Annotated in this window: 11 protein-coding genes; 10 read left to right on the forward strand and 1 reads right to left on the reverse strand. The window is 43.5% G+C overall.

Translation table 11 applies throughout. From position 1 onward, the window contains the following. Nucleotides 1–60 precede the first annotated feature (60 nt). The 10 genes from DDR33_RS10930 (at nt 61) to DDR33_RS10975 (ending at nt 19,698) form a co-directional block, all read left to right on the forward strand. Nucleotides 61–1,080, forward strand: a complete 1,020-nt coding sequence (locus DDR33_RS10930) for a GntR family transcriptional regulator (RefSeq protein ID WP_109415832.1) — start codon at nt 61–63, stop codon at nt 1,078–1,080. Next, a complete protein-coding gene (locus tag DDR33_RS10935; RefSeq protein WP_109415833.1) occupies nt 1,080–2,681 on the forward strand; it encodes a solute:sodium symporter family transporter in 1,602 nt (533 codons plus the stop codon). The genes DDR33_RS10930 and DDR33_RS10935 overlap by 1 nt, the downstream gene beginning before the upstream one ends. 328 nt (nt 2,682–3,009) lie before the next feature. Beyond that, nucleotides 3,010–6,267 carry a SusC/RagA family TonB-linked outer membrane protein gene (locus tag DDR33_RS10940; RefSeq protein WP_238387759.1) on the forward strand — a complete coding sequence of 1,086 codons (3,258 nt, stop codon included), beginning with the start codon at nt 3,010–3,012 and terminating at the stop codon, nt 6,265–6,267. Between the two features lie 22 nt (nt 6,268–6,289). Next, nucleotides 6,290–8,215, forward strand: coding sequence for a RagB/SusD family nutrient uptake outer membrane protein (locus tag DDR33_RS10945; RefSeq protein WP_109415835.1), 1,926 nt, complete (start codon nt 6,290–6,292; stop codon nt 8,213–8,215). Between the two features lie 27 nt (nt 8,216–8,242). Further along, nucleotides 8,243–9,466: a DUF4959 domain-containing protein gene (locus tag DDR33_RS10950; protein ID WP_109415836.1), complete on the forward strand. Its 1,224-nt coding sequence runs from the start codon at nt 8,243–8,245 to the stop codon at nt 9,464–9,466. Nucleotides 9,467–9,488: 22 nt separating this feature from the next. Then, on the forward strand, nt 9,489–10,715 hold the full coding sequence (locus DDR33_RS10955; RefSeq protein WP_109415837.1) for a DUF4998 domain-containing protein: 1,227 nt from the start codon (nt 9,489–9,491) through the stop codon (nt 10,713–10,715). 54 nt (nt 10,716–10,769) lie between these two features. Then, nucleotides 10,770–12,722 (forward strand): SGNH/GDSL hydrolase family protein, encoded by a 1,953-nt coding sequence (locus DDR33_RS10960; RefSeq protein WP_109415838.1) that lies wholly within the window; start codon nt 10,770–10,772, stop codon nt 12,720–12,722. Nucleotides 12,723–12,753: 31 nt separating this feature from the next. Further along, nucleotides 12,754–15,099, forward strand: a complete 2,346-nt coding sequence (locus DDR33_RS10965) for a GH92 family glycosyl hydrolase (RefSeq protein ID WP_109415839.1) — start codon at nt 12,754–12,756, stop codon at nt 15,097–15,099. A 25-nt stretch (nt 15,100–15,124) separates the two neighbouring features. Further along, nucleotides 15,125–17,473 (forward strand): glycoside hydrolase family 95 protein, encoded by a 2,349-nt coding sequence (locus DDR33_RS10970; RefSeq protein WP_109415968.1) that lies wholly within the window; start codon nt 15,125–15,127, stop codon nt 17,471–17,473. 14 nt (nt 17,474–17,487) lie between these two features. Next, nucleotides 17,488–19,698 carry an alpha-galactosidase gene (locus DDR33_RS10975; protein WP_202913716.1) on the forward strand — a complete coding sequence of 737 codons (2,211 nt, stop codon included), beginning with the start codon at nt 17,488–17,490 and terminating at the stop codon, nt 19,696–19,698. A 54-nt stretch (nt 19,699–19,752) separates the two neighbouring features. Here DDR33_RS10975 and arr read toward each other — a convergent pair whose 3' ends face one another. Beyond that, on the reverse strand, nt 19,753–20,160 hold the full coding sequence (arr, locus tag DDR33_RS26965; RefSeq protein WP_394341111.1) for an NAD(+)--rifampin ADP-ribosyltransferase: 408 nt from the start codon (nt 20,158–20,160) through the stop codon (nt 19,753–19,755). Nucleotides 20,161–20,469: the final 309 nt, after the last annotated feature.

The following is a 20,469-nucleotide window of genomic DNA, read 5'->3' on the forward strand; positions in this document are numbered from 1 at the left end:
ATAAGTAAGTGATCTGCGGTACCGGCAGATTTGGTTTCAATTAAAGAGTATAGAATTTTGATGAACAGTGAACTGTTTAATGAGATAAGAGCGTTAGAGGATGTAAACTCCTTTTCAAAACATGAAAAGCTGGTGCAGGGTATCATAAATGCCATTGACCAGAAAATTATATCGCGGGGCGATATGCTGCCCTCCGTAAATCAGATGATCCGGGAGCTCACTTATGCAAGGGAGACGATTGTTAAAGCGTACAAGGAGCTGATAAACAGAGGTATTGTAGAATCTAAGAACCGCAGGGGGTATTTTGTGTCCACAGAGGATACAGAACAGCATCTTAAAGTTTGCCTGCTGCTGTTTGCGTTTGACACCTTTCAGGAAACCTTTTACCAGAGTTTCCGGAATAACCTTGGAGAGAATGTTCACCTCGATATTTTCTTTCATCATAATAATCCCCAGATTTTCGAGACAATTGTAAGGGATGTTAAAGGCAAATACGGAATGTATGTGATAGCACCGATTCCGCAGCCCCAATCTGTGCATCTGCTCGAAGAGCTTCCGATGAACAAGTTCCTGATGGTTGACCGCTACCTGCAGTTAAAGGATGAACATTCTTACATCGTGCAGGAATTCGAGGAATCTTCATATGAAGCATTCGCCGCTTTAGCCCCGAGGATAAAGGAATTTAAGGAGTTTGTTTTTTTATTCAAACCCTCTTCAGCAGAGCCTGATGAGGTACTTAAATCCTATAAGAAGTTCATTAAAGATTTCAATATCAACGGAACCCTGAAGAACAAATACGAGCCCGGGAGTATCGAACCGGGAAAAGTCTATTTTACCATTCACAATCTTGAGCTGTGGCAGATGCTGAAGGATACAAAAAACAAGGGAATGACCCTTGGAAAAGATCTCGGAATTCTCTCGCACAATGATGATTATGTAAAGGAGATCATTTTTGATGGTATCACAACCTTTTCGATCGACTTCGCTAACATGGGTAAAATGGCAGCGGAATTTGTACTGAGCAAGAAACCGGTGAAGCTGGTTATGAAAAATGAGTTAATCAGAAGAAACTCTTTGTAGTGAACTTAACGGCAGTTTCGAGCTTTCTGCTATTTATGTTCCTGGTGGCTTTTATCTCCTTTATAAAGTCGTCGCGGAGCCGCAAAGCTACTACCACAGATTTCTTTTTTGCTAACCGGACCAACGGATACCTTGTTATTGGTTCTTCTCTTTTCTTCAGTAATATCAGTTCGAACCAATTTATCGGGGAGAATGAGTCGGTATATATCAATAACATGTCTGTAATAGGATGGGGCGCAACTTCAGTATTTGCGATGTTAATTGTATCTGAATATTTTATTCCGATCTATCTTAAATCAGGGATCATGACAACTCCCGACTTCCTGGAAAAACGGTATGATAAGAGTACGAAGGTTCTGGTTTCAGTCGTGTTCTTATTTAGCTATATCATTAATCTGCTGCCCGCTGTATTGTACGGGGGGGCAATAGCATTCAGCAGTATGTTCAATGTCCCTGCTTTTTTAGGAATCAGCTATTGGGAAAGTATCTGGCTTCTTGTTTTTATCGTGGGGATCATAGGAAGTTTGTACTCTATCATCGGAGGGTTTAAGGCGATTACCATATCTGATACGGTATTGAGCACCTGTATGTTTATTCTTGCGCTGATCATACCTTATTACGGATTGAGGTATTTGGGGGATGGAAGCATCCATTTAGGTTTAGAAACCCTGTTGTCATCGAAAAAGACCCATCTCAATGCTATCGGTTCTGAAACAGATGCCGTGCCTTTCTCAACTATCTTCACAGGGATGTTAATCGTCAATCTATATTACTGGGGAATGGAACAGTATATAGTTCAACAAGCGATTGCCGGTAAAAGCCTGAAGGATAGCCAGAAGGGGATAGCTTTAGCTTGCCTGGCCAAGCTTCTTTGCCCTCTTCTGATCAATATTCCGGGTTTAATAGCCGTGCATATGTATCCTTCTTTAACCAATACAGCCGAGGTGTTCCCATTATTGGTAAAAGATGTTTTACCTGCATTTCTTGTAGGGCTGACAGCCTCTGTGTTGTTAGGGGCAGCGATCACTACTTACAATGCCGGATTAAACAGCAGCAGTACCCTGTTTGTACTCAACTTATATAAACCATACCTGCAGAAAAAAACGAACGGAGAGGTCTCTGAAAGAAGGTTGCTCAGAGCCGGGAAGCTGTTTCAGATTTGCATATCCCTGTTTGCCATGTTGTTTGCTCCTTTCATCATCTTCTCTCAGAACGGTTTCTATAACTACCTTCAAAAGGTAGGGAGTATTTTCACCATACCTATATTCACGATAATATTTATCGGATTCATCACCCGCCGGGTGCCTGCAATTGCCGCCAAGGTGGGAATGATTTTCTTTATTACCTGTTATGTATTAAGTCAGTTCATCTTTCCGGTTAAGCTGCATTTTCTCCATGTTCTTGCGATTATTTTTGTAATAACTGCTTTATTGATGATAGCCATAGGTTCAGCAGCACCAATGAAGACCCCTTATACACTTAAACTTGATAATAAAGTAGATATAATACCCTGGAAAAACCGTCATTACTACAGTTTCATTTTGCTGATCTTAATGGTGCTCATTTATGTAATATTCTCTCCCGCCGTTCTGGCGAAGTAGACGGGCAGCTCTCCCGATTGCCAGCCTGACAAAACCACTGAACCAAGCCAGGCTCTTCCTGAAAAAGAAATAAAAAAAGTTGTTATGAAGGAACTTATTTGTATTATTGTAGTATAGAATAGAACAGAATTTTAAACTTAGATTTATAGTATATGAAGAAATAATACCTGCCATTGCAGCAAAATGTGCAGAGGTAAGCAGAAGATGTCTTTTCTGCGGTTCCCAATCATTGTTAGCTGAAAAAAAACTAATCACGAAGCGATCTTCACATGGGTATAGCTTCGTTTACTATCACAACCCAATTATTAACCATTATGAAACTGCTTTTATGAAGTTAGTCTGCGAATTAGTGTCGCTTTTCTGCGACGGAGACGAAGTCAAAGGGAGGAAAATGAACCTTTCCTTTGTTTATTTTATCTTCTTTTTTCTTCTCGCTGCTGGTGTTAGTGCTCAACCCCCCAAAATTACCATAACGGGTACAGTTGCTGACTCGCTGGGTGAAAGATTGATCGGGGTAAACGTGGCCGCAGAAGGTAAAAAAGGTATCGGTACAAGTACAGATGCCAATGGGAAATTTGTTCTTGATGTAGAACCTGGAACTGTTTTAAGGATCAGCTATGTTGGTTTCAGAGACAAAAGAGTGACTGTCAACGAAAGTAACAAAGTTTTAAATATCCTGCTTGTGTCGTCGGGGAAACTTGAAGAAGTGGTGGTGGTGGCTTATGGAAGGAAACAGAGCAGGGAAGCCATCGTTGGTTCGGTCACATCGGTTTCGCCGGGTGATCTTAAAATACCTGCAAGTAATCTGACTGCTGCCCTGGCGGGGAAAGTAGCGGGTGTTATTGCTTTTCAGCCGGGAGGGCAACCCGGGGTAGACAACGCTAACTTCTTTATTCGCGGCGTAACGACATTTGGATATCGGAAAGATCCTTTAATCTTAATAGATAATGTAGAAGTGACGGCTTCTGATTTTGCGAGGTTACAACCCGACGATATAGAAAGTTTCTCGGTCCTGAAAGATGCCAGTGCAACAGCTTTATACGGTGCGCGGGGAGGTAATGGTGTTATCGTAGTTAAAACGAAAGAAGGCAAAATAGGGAAAGCCCAGGTTAATGTAAGGCTCGAAAGCGCCATTTCTCAATCGGTCAGAAACCTGGAATTTGCAGATCCGATCACGTTTATGAGGTTAAAAAATGAGGCGACCATTGCCCGTTATCCACTTGCAGACCGTCCATATACCGAAAATCAGATACGAAATACACAAGCTACAGTCGACGGTGCACCAGGAAGTAATCCCTTTGTATATCCTGCTGTTGACTGGATGGAGATGTTGTTTAAAGACAAAACAAATACGGAGCGTGCTAATCTGAATATCAGTGGCGGCAGCGGCGTTGCCCGGTATTATGTTGCAGGTTCCGTTTCAAACGATAATGGTCTTTTGAGAACGGATATAAGAAATAATAATAACAATAACGTTAACTTCAAAAACTACCAGCTCCGTTCAAATGTCAATATCAATCTCACTAAAACGACGGAACTGGTGGTAAGGCTGTCGGGGAATTTCAATGAGTATAATGGCCCTCGTACCAATGATGCATCTTTCTCAACTGACTTATATAACTTAGCTACGCACACAAGCCCTGTTGATTTCCCGGCATACTACGAGCCGGATATAGCCAATACGGGCGTTAAACATATTTTGTTCGGAAATACAGTAGATCCTTTGAGCCAGGGCTCCAAAAATCCAATGCAAACTAATCCCTATGCTGCTTTACTAAGTGGACACAGAAATTTCTCCGAGTCTAAAATGCTCGCACAGTTCGAAGTAAATCAAGGGTTGGATTTTCTGACGAAGGGGTTAAATATTCACGCAATAGCAAGCACGAACCGTTACTCACGTTTTGAATCGAGCATGGCTTATAAGCCTTTTTATTACCGGGTCGGTTCATACGATAAATTAGCAAATGCTTACACATTAAACTGGATTAACAATGATCCTGGTCAGGCGCAGGAATATCTTGATTATATTTTGGACAGAGACAGGCAGGCACAAAACAGCTTTCTGTATTTGCAGGGTTCTGTAGATTATAACCGCGACTTTGGCGATAACAATGTGAGTGGTGCCCTGATTGGTACTATGCAGCAAACGTCCAACGGGAATGCTGACCGTCTTTTGAATGCCCTGCCTTTCAGAAATCTTACATTAGCAGGAAGAGCGACATATGCCTATAAAAGAAAATATTACCTGGAATTCAATTTTGGATATAACGGGTCGGAACGCTTTTCAGAAAACCATCGTTTTGGATTTTTTCCGACCATTGGAGCGTCCTGGATTATTTCAGATGAGAAATTCTGGGGAGATTTATCTAATGTTTTCGAACGGGTGAAGATCAGGGGAAGTTACGGTTTGGTAGGTAATGACGCCATTAGCGACCGGAGGTTCTTCTATCTTTCTGACGTAAACCTGAACGGAGGAAATTCTGCTGTTTTCGGAGTAAATAATGGCTATTCCCGCAACGGAGTAAAAATAAACAACTACGAAAATAACGACGTCACCTGGGAAGTTTCCAGGCAGGCTACCTTAGGATTGGAGCTTACTTTTCTCAGGGATTTCAAAGTAGTGGCGGAGGTGTTTCAGAATAATAAATCAGACATTCTTCAGGATCGTGCTGATATTCCGGCGGAAATCGGACTGGAGTCGACCATATCTGCGAATATAGGCAAAGTCAATTCAAAAGGATTTGAAGTGTCGGTTGACGGTACGCGCAACCTGGGTAATACCTGGTGGATAAAGGCATTAGGCAGTGTGACCTACTCCAAAAATAAATATACGCAATACGAAGAGCCCGATTATCGCGAGTCCTATAGATTTCATGTTGGCCAACCCGTAAATCACAACTATGGTTATATAGCAGAAAGATTGTTTGTGGACGACGAAGAGGCGAGAAATTCTCCCACCCAGAGATTCAGCAATGGAGGCTTTTTACCGCAGGGAGGAGATATCAAATACAGGGATTTAAATAATGATGGGGTAATTGACGGCAAGGATCAGACTTATCTGGGCTACCCGAATGTTCCCCAAATGGTGTATGGTTTTGGTCTGAGCGGTGGGTTTAAGAATTTCGATCTTGCTGCCTTTTTTCAGGGGCAGGCACAGATTTCCTTTATGATCGAGCCTGCGAAAGTCAGTCCGTTTATCAGAAGCCCCGAGCAGTACTTCAGTTCAGGCGATACTCAATTATTAAAAGCATTTGCAGATGATCATTGGTCGGAGGAGAATCAGAACCTGTATGCGTTATACCCAAGGCTAGGCCCGGATGGTGCGGCAATAGAGAATAACAGGCAGGGCAGCAGCTGGTGGCTGCGTGATGGCAGCTTTCTGCGGCTGAAATCTCTGGAAATAGGTTATACTCTTCCTAAAAAGTTTGCTTCCCGTATTAAACTAAGATCAGCCAGGTTGTATTTTAACGGATTAAACCTGATAACATGGAGTCCTTTCAAAATGTGGGATCCTGAACTGAGAGGCAACGGGTTCAGTTATCCTATCCAAAAAGTATATAACATAGGACTTAACGTCAATTTGTAAACCACTCTGTAGAGAAATTAAAATGAAACGGATATATAAATACTTTCTCGCATTGGCTTTTGTTTCTGCATCTGTATCCTGCAAGAACTATCTTGATGTGACGCCGGAAAACGTAGGAACCATAGACTATGCATTCAGAAACCGTAACGAAGCCGAAAATTATCTTTTTAGCTGTTACGCCACTTTGCAGCAACTACAATATCCCCAGTACAATGCAGGTTTTGTCACTTCCGGGGAAGTAATATTTCCAGAGAGAATGAGGGTAACCGGTATTGATCCGGTGGGACTTCGCCTGATGTACGGAACACAAAAAACAGATGAGCCTTATTTGAATTTTTGGGAAGGGAGGAACAACGTGCCGGCAATGTTCCAGGCGATCAGGCGATGTAATACCATGCTTGAGAATATTGACAAACCTATAGATTTAACAGAAACCGAAAAGGTCAGATGGATAGCAGAATCTAAATTCTTAAAGGCGTATTATCACTTCTATTTATTCCGGTTATATGGTCCCGTACCGATTGTTGATGTGAATCTTCCGATCAACAGCAGTATCGAAGAGGTGCGGCTGAAAAGGGCACCTGTTGATACTATTGTCAATTATATGGTGCGTTTGCTGGACGAGTCTATTCCCGATCTGCCACTGGTCATTACAGACGCTAACAGGGAAATGGGAAGAATTACCCGGCCAATCGCGGCATCGGTAAAAGCGGAAATTCTGGCTACCGCAGCAAGCCCTCTTTTTAACGGTAACCCGGACTATGCCAGCCTTAAGAACAAGGATGGTGAAGCTCTCTTTCCGGCACTATACGATGCAAAAAAGTGGGATAGCGCTGCGGAAGCGTGCTTAAATGCTATTACTCTTGCTGAGCAGAGCGGCAGCAGGCTTCATGAGTATACGCCGCAGGGGGTTGTGCCAACAAACCTGCCTTCTGAACTGAAACGGGTACTTTCAATTCAAACTGCTATCACTGAAAAATGGGAGCTAAACAAAGAAATTATATGGGCTCTTAATCCAACTTTTGGCTTTGGAAAACAGGAGTACGCTATGCCCCGTTTAACATTGGGTTCAACACAAAACCTGGTTGCCCAGGGTACTCTTGCTGTACCTATTTCTGAGCAGGAACTTTTCTATACAAAAAATGGTGTGCCCATTAATGAGGACAAAACATGGGATTACTCTAATCGCTATACTTTGCAAAATGGCGATAACGAACACCGTTATTACATTAAAAATGGATACACAACAGTTAAAGGACATTTCGACAGAGAAACCAGGTTTTATGCTTCGGTGGCATTCGACGGTGGGATCTGGTATGGCAATGGCGATGATTATTTGAGAAACCCGGAGGATGCTCTTTATGTGCAGGCAAGAGGGCCAGCGTCTTATGCAGGTCCAAGAGATGATTCCAAAACAAATATTACGGGATACTGGCCAAAGAAGCTGGTTAATTACTTAACTGTTTATGATCGAAATATGACCTGGGTGGATTACAGAATGCCCCTGGTCCGTCTTTCCGGTTTGTATCTGTTGTATGCAGAAGCGTTAAATGAACAAGGTAAGCCATATACGGAGGTAGTGGCCTACCTCGATAAGGTTAGACAGAGAGCCGGGTTGCCAGGCATTGTAGAGTCCTGGGAAACTTACTCTAATAACCCTTCAAAGTTTCGTTCACAGAGCGGGATGCGTGAGATCATCCACCGTGAGAGAAGAATAGAACTGGCATTTGAAGGACAGGCTGGCTGGGACTTACGCAGGTGGAAGGAGTTGCAGGGGGTGATGTCAGATCCAATGCAGGGCTGGAATATTTTTGAGTCGGATCCTCAGCGGTATTACCGCCCCGCATCCATATTTACTCCCGTGTTCAGCCTCAGAAATTACTTATGGCCTATAAGAGATAATACTCTCCTGGCAAACCCCAATCTTGTACAAAATCCCGGTTGGTAATTGGATACGATAGTTAGAATTAAAATCATGAAAAAAATTAAGAAATCATTATTGCCTCTTTTTATTGCTTCATTCATGATGCTGGTATTATCGTGTAAGGAGAACAATGGATTTAACGAACCTGTTTCTGCTGACAAGACCAGGCCGGGCATTATTACGAATGTTAAAGTTGATAATTTTAACGGAGGAGCTTATATCACCTACGATCTTCCTAATTCGGACAACCTGCTCTATGTGCTGGCCAGGTATCGGATTAATGATAAAACCGTTAGGGAAACAAAAGCCTCCTACTACAAGGATACCATTGTTGTTGAAGGATTTGCAAAATCAAAGGAATATGACGTAACACTTTATACCGTTTCCCGTGCTAACGTAATGTCAGACCCTATAGAAATTAAAGTCCATCCTCTCACACCGGTATATGAATATGTACAGCCTTCCTTCAAGATGGGTGAGGATTTTGGAGGTATCAATATTCAGGGGCTCAATTCTTTAAATAAGGAGATCGGACTGATACTGCTGGCTAAGAATAAGATTACCGGAGAAATGGAGGTACAGGACCAGTTTTTTACCAAAGATGCGACGGTCAATTATGCCGTACGCGGCTTTGTAAATGAGCCGAGGGACTTTGGATTATATGTTACAGACAAATGGGGTAATATCTCCGACACCCTTACGAGTACTTTAACTCCACTTTATGAGGAATTAGTTGACAAAAGCAAGTTCAGCGTCTATAATCTGACTACTGATAGTCCGATTGGATTTGGCTGGGTCCTTCCTAACCTATGGAACGGGAATACGGGCGGTGACGGATGGCACACCGCTTCGGGGGGGCATCCGCCTTTCGTTGCTTCTTTCGGCATAGGCAAGACCTATAAATTGAGCCGTTTTGTTATCTGGGAGAGAACAGGTGAATATACTTATGGTCTTGGTAATCCTAAAGATTTTTCTCTATGGGGATCTAATAAAGATCGTCCGGGTGAAGCACAGTTACCTTTGCTTGCTCCTGAAGGTACTCAGTTAGGTGACTGGATAAATTTAGGCAATTATCACTTCCCCGATCCCCCTTCCGGCAACCCTCCCGGATCTACGAATAGTGCAGATGAGACTTTCGTCAAAGCCGGTGTGAGCTTCAATGTTCCATTTAATGCCCCCTCAGTTAAGTTCCTGCGAATTGCAGTCAGAACGACCTGGGGAAACTCAGATGCAGCTCATATTATTGAATTGTCTGTCTATGGCAGGCCGGAATAAGGGATTGTAAAAAGCTTAAAACATGAAAAATATCAGATATATATTCTCTTCACTTTTGGTAATTGTTTTTCTGTATAGTTGCGAAAAAAGTGACACTGCGTTCCGCGATTTTTTCAACGGCTATGAGATCACTTATCCTGGTGCCGTGGAAAACGTCATCAGTACTCCCGGGAATTTACGTGTGGAACTTAAATGGAAAGGCAGCCCGGACCCGAGTATTACTAAATATGTTATTTACTGGAACAACCGGGCGGATTCTCAGGTTGTTAATTTATCTGCGAAAACAGATTCTATTAAAGCAACTATCGGCAACCTCAGTGAGTATGCATATAGCTTTACAATTTATGCCGTTGACGGAAAGGGAAATCATTCTATTCCCAAAGAGATTAATAACATCAAGGTATACGGCCCTCTCTTTCAACGAAGTTTGTTAAACCGGAAGTATGATGTTAACCGGTCTTATTACTTAGATAACGACGCTGAATTAGCCCTTAATTTTCTACCTGCTGATACAATGAATGTGACGCAAGTGTGGACTGTTATAAAATATACCAACAAACAAGGTGTCCTGGTTGAGAAGAAATTTCCCGGCCAGCAAAAAGTAGCTTTAAGTGACTATAAGCCAGAAACGGCCATTAAATACCGGTCTGCATACATCCCTGGTAAAGCGTCGATAGATACTTTTTATGTTGAAGAGTATGCTGATTTTCCATCCATTGATATGAATAAGGTTTTATATGGAGAAGCGGATAAGTCCTTTTTCAAAGCAATGCCATTAGTGAGCCAGGTTACCGCTGACTGGGGCACTCAATTTGAGAAATTATGGGATGGAAGCGTTGGCCCTCAAAGTTTTCCAAATCTTTTCCATACCAACGACGTTCCGATGCCTCATTACTTTACATTTGATTTGGGCGTTGTTTATCAAAACTTAGCCAGAATGGAAGAAACCGGCCGCGATTGTTGCCATAATCCTGTTCAGTTTGAAATATGGGGTATTGCGGACATTAGTAATGCGCAGACAACGCTGGCGGGTAATCATCCCGGATGGAAAGATGAAATGCTTTCCAAAGGATGGACCTTGTTAGCCGACGTTAGCAGAAATGACGATGGAAGCGCTCCTTACAGGTTCGATTTAGTTGCTAATCCGCCAGCGGTCAGGTATATTCGGATGAGGGTGAAGCGTACAGCTAACGGCAATACAAATGCCTGCAATATCAGCGAACTTACGCTTTGGAACAAATTGAAATAATTAAACATAAAGGGCGAAGTTTAGTCTTCGCCTTTTACTATAGCACATGGTTTAATGTATAAGATTTTCTGCTCTTTCGCTTGCTATATCTTTTGGGCAACAGTCTCTCAGGCCCAATATGTAAAATCTTCCGTTCCTGATACATGGAAAGGTTTTCAGAGGATAAACTTTTCAATCGGAGATCACAAAGCTTACTACGTAGAGCCCAAAGAGCCATTATCCGGCAAGCCCTGGGTATGGAGGTCTTCATTCCCTGACTGGCATACTGATATGGACAGTATCCTTCTTGCAAAAGGATTTCATATTGCCTATGTATCTGTGGATGATCAATTTGGCAGCCCTTATGCGATGCAGGTATGGGACAGATTTTACTTATATCTTACAGGCATGAAGGGATTGGCCTCCCGGCCAGCACTGGAAGCGGTAAGCAGGGGGGGCCTGTATGCTTATGGGTGGGCAAAAAGGAATCCCGATAAGGTTAGCTGCATTTATGCAGAAGCACCTGTTTGCGATATCAAAAGCTGGCCGGGAGGAAAGGGTTCTGGAAAGGGAGACAGTACGGAGTGGAAGAAATTACTAATTGCCATGCATTGGGATGAGCAGCAAGCGCTGACTTTTCGCGATAATCCGGTTGACAATCTGGAAGGGCTGGCCTCCTTCAAAGTTCCGGTCCTACATGTGATTGGCCAGGACGACAAGATTGTGCCAAATACAGAAAATACCTATGTTCTCACCCAACGCTATATTGCACTTGGCGGTCCGGCAGCAGTTTATCCCGTAACGGATGGTCCCCGTCAACTGGAAGGGCATCACTTTCCGATCAGAAAAGCGCGTGAATTTGCTGATTTTATTTATCGGAATTCATTTCCTGTAAACACGTCACTTAGTTATAAAAATTATATTACAATAAGAGGAGGATTACAAAACTCTTTTAAATTATTTACCGGGAAGAAGGAAGCGACAGTAGGTTTTTTAGGAGGATCTATCACGCATAACCCCGGCTGGAGGGAGAAAGTCAGTCTTTATCTTAGCGAACGTTTTCCTGAAACTAAATTCAGGTTTATAGAAGCAGCTATTCCATCTTTGGGCAGTTTAGCCCACAGTTTCCGGCTGCAGCAGGACCTTTTGGACTCAGGAAAGGTCGATTTAATGTTCCTGGAAGCTGCAGTTAACGACCGTGGGAGCGGTATTGACAGCGTTACAGAACTAAGAGCTTTGGAGGGAATTGTCCGCCATGCTAAAAGATCTAATCCCGCAATGGATATAATCATGATGTCTTTTGCTGATACCTATAAAACCGCAGATTACGCCAAAGGGAAAATTCCCCTTGAAGTATTTAATCATGAACTGGTTGCTTCTCATTATAACCTGCCATCTATTAATCTGGCCAAAGAAGTGGCTGACAAGATTAAAGAAGGCGAATTTTCATGGGATGACGATTTTAAAGATATTCACCCCTCGCCCTTCGGGCAGGAGTTATACTTTGCTACAATTAAGAGTTTATTTCAGGATGCTTTCGTTACTCAGGAAAATGAGAGAAATGTAAAATCAAGCCGGCCTGCAGCATTAATCCCTGCAAGCTTTACTAAGGGCCGCTATTATAATATCAGGAACGGGAAGCCGGACGCTAAATGGACGTATGTTCCCAATTGGAAACCTGCTGATCATTTATCAACGAGGGAAGGATTTGTGAATGTTCCCATGCTTGTATCAGAACAGCCGGGCGCAAGCCTGGTACTCCCGTTCAGGGGAACCGCCGTTGGGATGGCGATAATTTCGGGAGCAGATGCAGGAATTATTTCTTATTCTATTGATAAGGGGCAAGTGAAAGAACTCGATCTATATACTGAATATAGCAGCTGGTTGCATTTGCCATACTATATATTATTTGAGGGAGATCTTAAGCGCGGTTCACATACGCTGACACTTACAGTACTGGATAAAAAAAATCAGAATAGTAAAGGAAACGCCTGCCGGGTAGTCAACTTCCTTGTCAATGATAATTAGATGCTGAGATATATATCACCAATATTTTAATATGTTCACAGTTAATCGTTTCGTTAAAAATATCTTCTTAAGTATAGGCTGTCTCGTAATTTTTCAAAGTTTCGGACAGCAATCGGGTAGAAAGTTAACTTCCTATGTGAATCCCTTTATCGGAACCGGCCCTGTTTCGTCCAGTCTGTCGGGGAATAATTTCCCGGGAGCTACCGTTCCTTTCGGCATGGTTCAGTTAAGTCCTGATACCAAAGATGCACCAGACTGGAGTGCTGCTTCAGGTTACGATCATAACGACAGCACAATTGTGGGATTTAGCCATACGCACCTCAGTGGAACAGGGGTTGCTGAGCTGTTTGACGTATTGATGATGCCGGCAACGGGCGATATAAAAACGCGTGCCGGCAATCCTTCTCAACCAGGAAGCGGCTACCGCTCCCGATTTTCTCATCAGCAGGAGACTGCGAAACCAGGCTACTACAGCGTCTTTTTACTTGACCATAAAACTAACGTTGAACTAACGGCCACGGAACATGCCGGTTTTCACCGGTATACGTTTCCCAAAGATAGTAAAGCACATGTTGTCATCGACCTTGATCACTCACTCAAGAAACCTGACTGGAATTGCAGAATTGTAAATGCTCAGTTCCGCCTGGTTAACAACCATGCCATCGAAGGCTACCGCATGATAACAGGGTGGGCTAAGTTCAGGAAGGTTTATTTCTACATAGAGTTTTCAAAGCCCATCAAAGCTCATGATTTCGTTGACGGAGGAGCAGAATACTTTAATCAGCCTTTGATAAACGGAACGGACCTGCGTGCTATTCTCGATTTTGATACCGCAGATACACCCGCCCTGCTTGCAAAAGTTGGTTTATCGGCAGTAAGTATCGCAAATGCGAAGGCGAATCTTCAATCTGAGATTCCTGCCTGGGACTTCGACAACAAGATACAGGAAGCAGAGGCTAAATGGGAGGCAGAACTTCAAAAGATAAAGGTTGAGGGTACAGAGGAGAGAAAACAAATTTTCTATACAAGTCTTTACCATGCTCTCCTTCAACCCAATAATATTGCGGATGTTTCCGGAGATTATATGGCTGCGGATTACACAATCAAAAACGCGGAAGACAAAGCACATTATTCTACATTTTCCCTGTGGGACACCTATCGCGGAGCTCATCCTCTGTATACCTTAATACAAAGGGAGCGCAGTGGTAAATTTGTTAATAGCATGATTCGCCAATACGAAACCTACGGATATTTGCCAGTATGGCAATTATGGGGGCAGGAAAACTATTGTATGATCGGTAATCACGCAATTCCGGTAATTGTTGATGCGGTATTAAAAGGTATTCCCGGGTTTGATATTCAGAAGGCTTATGAAGCGGTAAAAAACTCATCACTTACCGATCATCTGAATTCGCCGTTCAGTATCTGGGAACAATACGGATATATGCCGGAGAATAAGCAAAGCCAATCGGTATCCATCACTCTGGAAATGGCTTATGACGATTGGTGTGTTGCGCAATTCGCAAGGAAGATTGGGAATACAGCTGATTATGAGCGTTTCATAAAAAGGTCACGGTACTATAAAAACCTCTACGATGAGAAAATGGGCTTTTTCAGAGCGAAAGACGACATGGGCAAGTGGATGGAACCTTTTAGTCCCCTTAAATATGGAGCTAATGGCGGGAATCCTTTTACCGAGGGGAATGCATGGCAATATTTCTGGTATGTTCCTCATGATATTTATGACCTGATATCATTAGTTGGCGGAGATAACGCTTTTACAGACAAGCTTGATACTTTTTTTACCCTTGACGCCAGGCCGGATGAGGTAAATGGGAACGCCTCCGGATTTATTGGCCAGTATGCCCATGGAAATGAGCCGAGCCATCATGTTACTTATCTGTATAACTATGCCGGACAGCCGTGGAAGACTCAATATTACGTTTCCAGGGTATTAAATGACCTGTATAACACATCCTTTTCAGGCTATGCCGGTAATGACGACTGTGGTGAAATGTCGGCCTGGTATGTGTTCAGCGCGATGGGATTTTATCCGGTAAACCCCGCCAGCGGTGTTTACGTTATTGGCTCTCCTGCTTTAGAACATGTGTCTGTCAAACTTGCTGAAGGAAAAACGTTCGGAATAAAGGCTGTTAACGCCTCGGCAAAGAATATATATATCCAGTCTGCCAGGCTTAATGGACGACCATACACCCGGACTTATATTACGCAATCGGATATTGAGGCAGGAGGGAAGCTCGAACTGGTAATGGGAGCAAAGCCAAACAAAAATTGGGGGAAGGCTAAAGCAGACCGTCCGTCTGCAAATTCTTTCGGTGTTAGAACCGGCCACTTAACGATCAACAGGAATGAATAATTATACACACTCAGATATATTACTTATGATTATTAAAAAAGCTTTTCAATGTGCAATCGTAGCTGTTTGCCTTGTTCAGGCCACGTTCGCGCAGCAGTCCTTAAAACTCTGGTACGATAAGCCGGCACAGATATGGGAAGAAACTCTCCCTCTGGGTAACGGTCATTTGGGAATGACACCCGACGGGGGATTTTTTACTGAAAAAATAACTTTGAACGATATTAGCCTATGGTCTGGAAGCCCTCAGGACGCAAATAATTACAATGCCTACAAGGTTCTTCCTCAAATCCGTAAGCTGATTATGGAGGGGAAGAATGATGAAGCCCAGGAACTGGTAAATAAAGAATTCGTGTGTAAAGGTTCCGGTTCAGGCGGAGCTCAGTGGGGTAAGTTCCAGGTTTTAGGTGAGCTTCAGCTGACTTATGACTACAAATTGTCGCCAACAGAGAAATTTTATCCCGTGAACTACACCCGCGAATTGTTTCTGAACAGCGCAGTTGCTACAAGCTCATACAGTGTGAAGGGCGTAAACTACACTAAAGAGTATTTTACCAGTTTTAGTGATGATGTCGGCGTTGTTAGAATCAAGGCAGACAAACCCGGAAAACTAAATCTCAGTCTGGCATTAAGCAGGCCGGAGAGCTTCGAAACCACCGTTGAAGACGGCGAACTAGTGATGAGAGGACAGCTGGATAACGGAACAGACGGTAAGGGTATGCGCTATATCACCCGCCTGAGAACACGGCTAAAGGACGGAAGTCAGAGCGTCGTGCAAAATACGCTGGAGATAAAGAATGCGACAGAAGTAATTATCTTTATTTCGGCAGCTACCGACTATAAAAATCCACATTATGCAGAGAAAGCGGCTAAAGCATTAAGGTCGGCAGTAAAGCGAAATTATGATCAGCAGAAACAGGACCATATCGCAGCCTACCGTAAATTGTTTTCGAGAGTAAGTATTGACCTTGGCCAGGGGGAGAATGGTAGTCTTACAACAGATAAGCGACTTGCAGCTTACTATAATAATCCCCAGGCCGATAAGGGCCTTCCTGCTCTTTTTTATCAGTTTGGCCGGTATTTAAGCATCAGCAGCACTTATGCAGGGCTCCTGCCACCAAATCTTCAGGGACTTTGGGCCAATCAGATCAATACACCCTGGAACGGTGACTACCACCTTGATGTAAATGTGCAGATGAACCATTGGCCTTTAGAAGTTTCAAATCTATCGGAACTAAACCTTCCGCTTGCAGATCTTGTGAAGGGATTGGTAAAAAACGGCGAAAAGACAGCAAAAGCATATTATAATGCAAAAGGATGGATCGCACATGTCATCACGAACGTCTGGGGCTTTACAGAACCGGGGGAGAGCGCATCCTGGGGAGCTTCCAATGCAGGTTCAGGATGGCTTTGCAATAATTTGTGGGACCATTACGCATTTACAGGAGATAAAGGATACCTGAAAAAGATTTATCCGCTTATTAAAGGTTCTGCGGAATTTTATAACGATGCGCTGGTAAAAGACCCAAAGACGGGGTGGTTGGTGACTTCTCCGTCGGTATCGCCTGAGAATAGCTTTTATCTTCCTAACGGGAAGAGTGCGAACATTACAATGGGGCCTACTATCGATAATCAGATCGTGAGGGAACTGTTTGGTAATGTGATCATCGCATCCAGGGTTTTAGGTAAGGATGATGCATTCAGGAAGATGCTTGAGACAAAAATTAAACAGCTGCCGCCGGTAGGTCAGGTTTCCAAAGATGGGAGAATAATGGAATGGCTTGAAGATTATAAAGAAACGGATCCCCAGCACCGCCATATTTCTCATTTGTACGGGCTGTACCCGGCAACACTGATTACTCCGCGGTCGACTCCTGAGCTGGCGGAGGCAGCAAAGAAGACACTTGAGGTGAGGGGAGATGACGGGCCAAGCTGGACAATCGCTTACAAGCTTCTATTCTGGGCAAGGTTGCACGAGGGGAACAGAGCGTTCAAGCTGCTCCGGGAACTTTTAAAACCTACGTTGAAAACAGATATCAATTACGGAGCCGGGGGAGGGGTTTATCCCAATATGTTGTCGGCAGGCCCCCCCTTCCAGATCGACGGCAATTTTGGGGCGACTGCTGGTATTGCCGAGATGCTGATCCAGAGCCATGATGGATATATTGAGTTTATTCCGTCCATTCCGGATTTATGGAAACCTTACGGTGAAGTAAAAGGACTGAAAGCAAGAGGAAACTATACGGTCGACTTTAGCTGGAAAGACGGAAAAGTGATTAACTATAAAATTTTGTCACCTGTACGATCAAACGTAACGGTAAAAGTTAACGGAGTTCTGAAAGAAATACGATCAGAGAAAATACAAGAGAGCAAATAAGGAGCAGGACATTCATGAAATTAAACAAAACTACCGCCGGCAACATCTTTCTATTTGCGGCTTTTTTAATGGGGCAGGTAATTATAAGCGTTACATCTTTTGCTCAAACCATTATACCTGTTCAAACCCAACATAATGCACTGGTAATAGCGGCAGAAAAGGATAAAGATATTCGTATTATATTTTTCGGCAAAAAGCTGGCTGACATAAATGAATACAAATTATTGCAGGGAGCATATAAACAAACAGAGGAGTATACAGGCCTGGCGAGTTCGGTCTATACTCCTTCAGGATCAAGAAACCTGCTTGAACCTGCTATTACCGTTACTCATGCTGACGGTAACAACTCCCTTGATTTGCGCTATGTGAGTCACAGGCAGATAAAAGTAGACGACAACGTCAGCATTTTAAGTATCCTTTTAAAGGATCCGGTTTATGATTTTCAAGTCACTCTTTTTTATAAATCCTACTTCAGGGAGGATGTTGTTGAGCAGTGGAGTGAAATTAAACATGGTGAGAAAGATAAGGTTATACTGCAAAAGTATGCTTCTGCTAACTTGCATATCAAGGCAAAGAGTTATTGGCTGAATCAGTATCATGGCGACTGGGCAAAAGAGATGCAGCCCGAAGAGAGCAGGCTGACTCACGGAATTAAAACTCTGGATTCAAAACTGGGCACCCGGGCTAACTTATTTCAGCCGTCGGTATTTATGATCTCTCTCGACAAACCGGCGACAGAAGAAGAGGGCAACGTGTTGTATGGTGCTTTAGAATATAGCGGAAATTTCAAAATTGATCTGGAAGTTGATTACCAGGATAATCTTCGGATAATAGCGGGCATTAACAACTACGCCTCTCCTTATACCCTGAAGCCGGGGGAGACATTTACAACCCCTGCTTTTTTGTATACGTTTTCAGATAAGGGCAAGGGAAATGCCAGCAGGCAACTACAGAGCTGGGCGAGAAATTACAAGCTTCTGAATGGGAATGGCGACCGCCTTACCTTACTTAATAACTGGGAAGCCACATACTTTGATTTCAATGAAACTAAGCTGGCTGAACTGATAAAAGATACAAAAAAACTCGGGGTCGATCTTTTCCTGCTTGACGACGGTTGGTTTGCCAACAAATATCCGAGAAATGATGATCGTGCAGGTTTGGGGGACTGGCAGGAGAACCGGAAGAAGTTGCCTGATGGTATCAGCTCCCTGGTGAAAGAAGCACAGGGTAACGGAGTGAAATTCGGAATCTGGATTGAACCGGAAATGGTCAATCCCAAAAGCGAGTTATATGAGAATCATCCCGATTGGGTAGTGAAGCAGCCTGCCCGTGAGGAACATTATTTCAGGAATCAACTGGTTCTTGATCTTTCTAACCCAAAGGTCCAGGACTTCGTTTATGGAATAGTAGATAACCTGTTTACTAAAAACCCGGAACTGTCTTACATTAAATGGGACTGTAATGCTGTTATATACAATGCGCATTCTGCCTATCTTAAAAATCAGTCTCATTTCTATATTGAATACATGCGCGGCTTGTATAACGTGCTTAAAAGGATCAGAACCAAGTATCCTTCTGTTCCGATGATGCTTTGTTCGGGGGGCGGAGGCCGGGTAGATTATGCGGCCCTGCAGTATTTTACAGAGTTCTGGCCAAGCGATAATACAGACCCGCTTGAGAGGATCTTCATTCAATGGGAGTATTCTTATTTCTACCCGGCTATCAGCTCTTCCAATCATGTTACGGATTGGGGAAAACAACCTCTCAAGTTCAGAACAGATGTTGCCATGATGGGTAAGCTAGGTTTCGACATCGTAGTCTCTAAGCTTTCCGCTAACGACCTCCGTTTCTGCCGGGAAGCTATTGCAAGCTATAAAAGCCTGAAGGACGTCATTTGGCATGGCGACCAGTACCGACTTGCCAGTCCATGGGAAAACGATGTTGCTTCTTTAATGTATGTAAACGCAGAACGGCGCAGGGGAGTTGTATTTAATTATCTGGTTAGTAACCGCTATGGGGCAGGTAGTAAACTTCCGGTAAAATTGAAGGGTCTGGATCCCCTCAGGAAATACCGGATTAGTGAGATCAATCTTTATCCCGGAACATATTCGTCCCTTGAAAACGGACAGCTGTATTCGGGGGACTTTTTGATGAATGTAGGGTTCAATCCTCAGGTGAATTCAGGCAGAGCCAGTGTAGTTTTTCAAATTGACGAGGAATTATAACCTTCGGGTAACGGCCCTGATTGGGTAAAGTCAGGGCTGTTACGGTAAACCGGATTAATTGATGATCTCACCTTTGTTACCGGCTAATTTTTCTCGCCATTGTTGTAGTTGTTCTGGTGTTTGCCTTTGCCAGTCTGTTACCTCGCCAATGATCTTTAAGGGGTGCTTTGTCCGATAGGAACGGGTTGTATTGCCGGGAAATTTTTTGTTGGTAACATTCGGATCGTCTTCAAAACCGCCAGTGGGTTCAACGATGTAAACGCGTTCTAATCCTTCACCCCTGGCTAAAGAAGCGGCCAGCCCTGCGCCGTTGGTCAGGGCTGTAAAGTAAATGTGGTTCATCACCAGTTCTGGATGATAGTTGGACACGCGGCCCGCGGTCAACAGGTCGCCTGTCTTTAAGTCTGCTTTTGTACCGTGATAAAATGGTCCCTTGTCTGAGGGCTGGCATGCAGATGCCAAGGATAATTCACGTTGCCTTTTTGCATGATCGTTGTCGCCCAGCTCTTCGTAACATCCGGCTATATTGGAGTACAGTGACGGCAGTGCGGCTTTAACCGCATCGTTGTTAACCTTCAAAGCAAACTGTAAGGCACTTTCATACCACTTTAATTTTTCAGTTGAGTTTGGCTGATGCCGCGCCACATACCAGGAGGCGATAAATTTTTCGAAGTCATTCGATGCTGCGTTCCAGGCCTGAAGAAATATGGTGCCAGCTTTCCCTGGTTCATTATTTTCTTCCAGTTTCATCCCCTGCAGGCAGAGTTGGAT

Origin of the sequence: Pararcticibacter amylolyticus (assembly GCF_003130405.1) — a bacterium.
Classification (GTDB): domain Bacteria; phylum Bacteroidota; class Bacteroidia; order Sphingobacteriales; family Sphingobacteriaceae; genus Arcticibacter; species Arcticibacter amylolyticus.

Excerpts from the sequence above, each read along its gene's own strand:
- DDR33_RS10930 (WP_109415832.1), top strand. The coding sequence starts at position 61 with ATGAACAGTGAACTGTTTAATGAGATAAGAGCGTTAGAGGATGTAAAC.
- DDR33_RS10940 (WP_238387759.1), top strand. The coding sequence starts at position 3,010 with ATGAAGTTAGTCTGCGAATTAGTGTCGCTTTTCTGCGACGGAGACGAA.
- DDR33_RS10945 (WP_109415835.1), top strand. The coding sequence starts at position 6,290 with ATGAAACGGATATATAAATACTTTCTCGCATTGGCTTTTGTTTCTGCA.
- DDR33_RS10950 (WP_109415836.1), top strand. The coding sequence starts at position 8,243 with ATGAAAAAAATTAAGAAATCATTATTGCCTCTTTTTATTGCTTCATTC.
- DDR33_RS10955 (WP_109415837.1), top strand. The coding sequence starts at position 9,489 with ATGAAAAATATCAGATATATATTCTCTTCACTTTTGGTAATTGTTTTT.
- DDR33_RS10960 (WP_109415838.1), top strand. The coding sequence starts at position 10,770 with ATGTATAAGATTTTCTGCTCTTTCGCTTGCTATATCTTTTGGGCAACA.
- DDR33_RS10965 (WP_109415839.1), top strand. The coding sequence starts at position 12,754 with ATGTTCACAGTTAATCGTTTCGTTAAAAATATCTTCTTAAGTATAGGC.
- DDR33_RS10970 (WP_109415968.1), top strand. The coding sequence starts at position 15,125 with ATGATTATTAAAAAAGCTTTTCAATGTGCAATCGTAGCTGTTTGCCTT.
- DDR33_RS10975 (WP_202913716.1), top strand. The coding sequence starts at position 17,488 with ATGAAATTAAACAAAACTACCGCCGGCAACATCTTTCTATTTGCGGCT.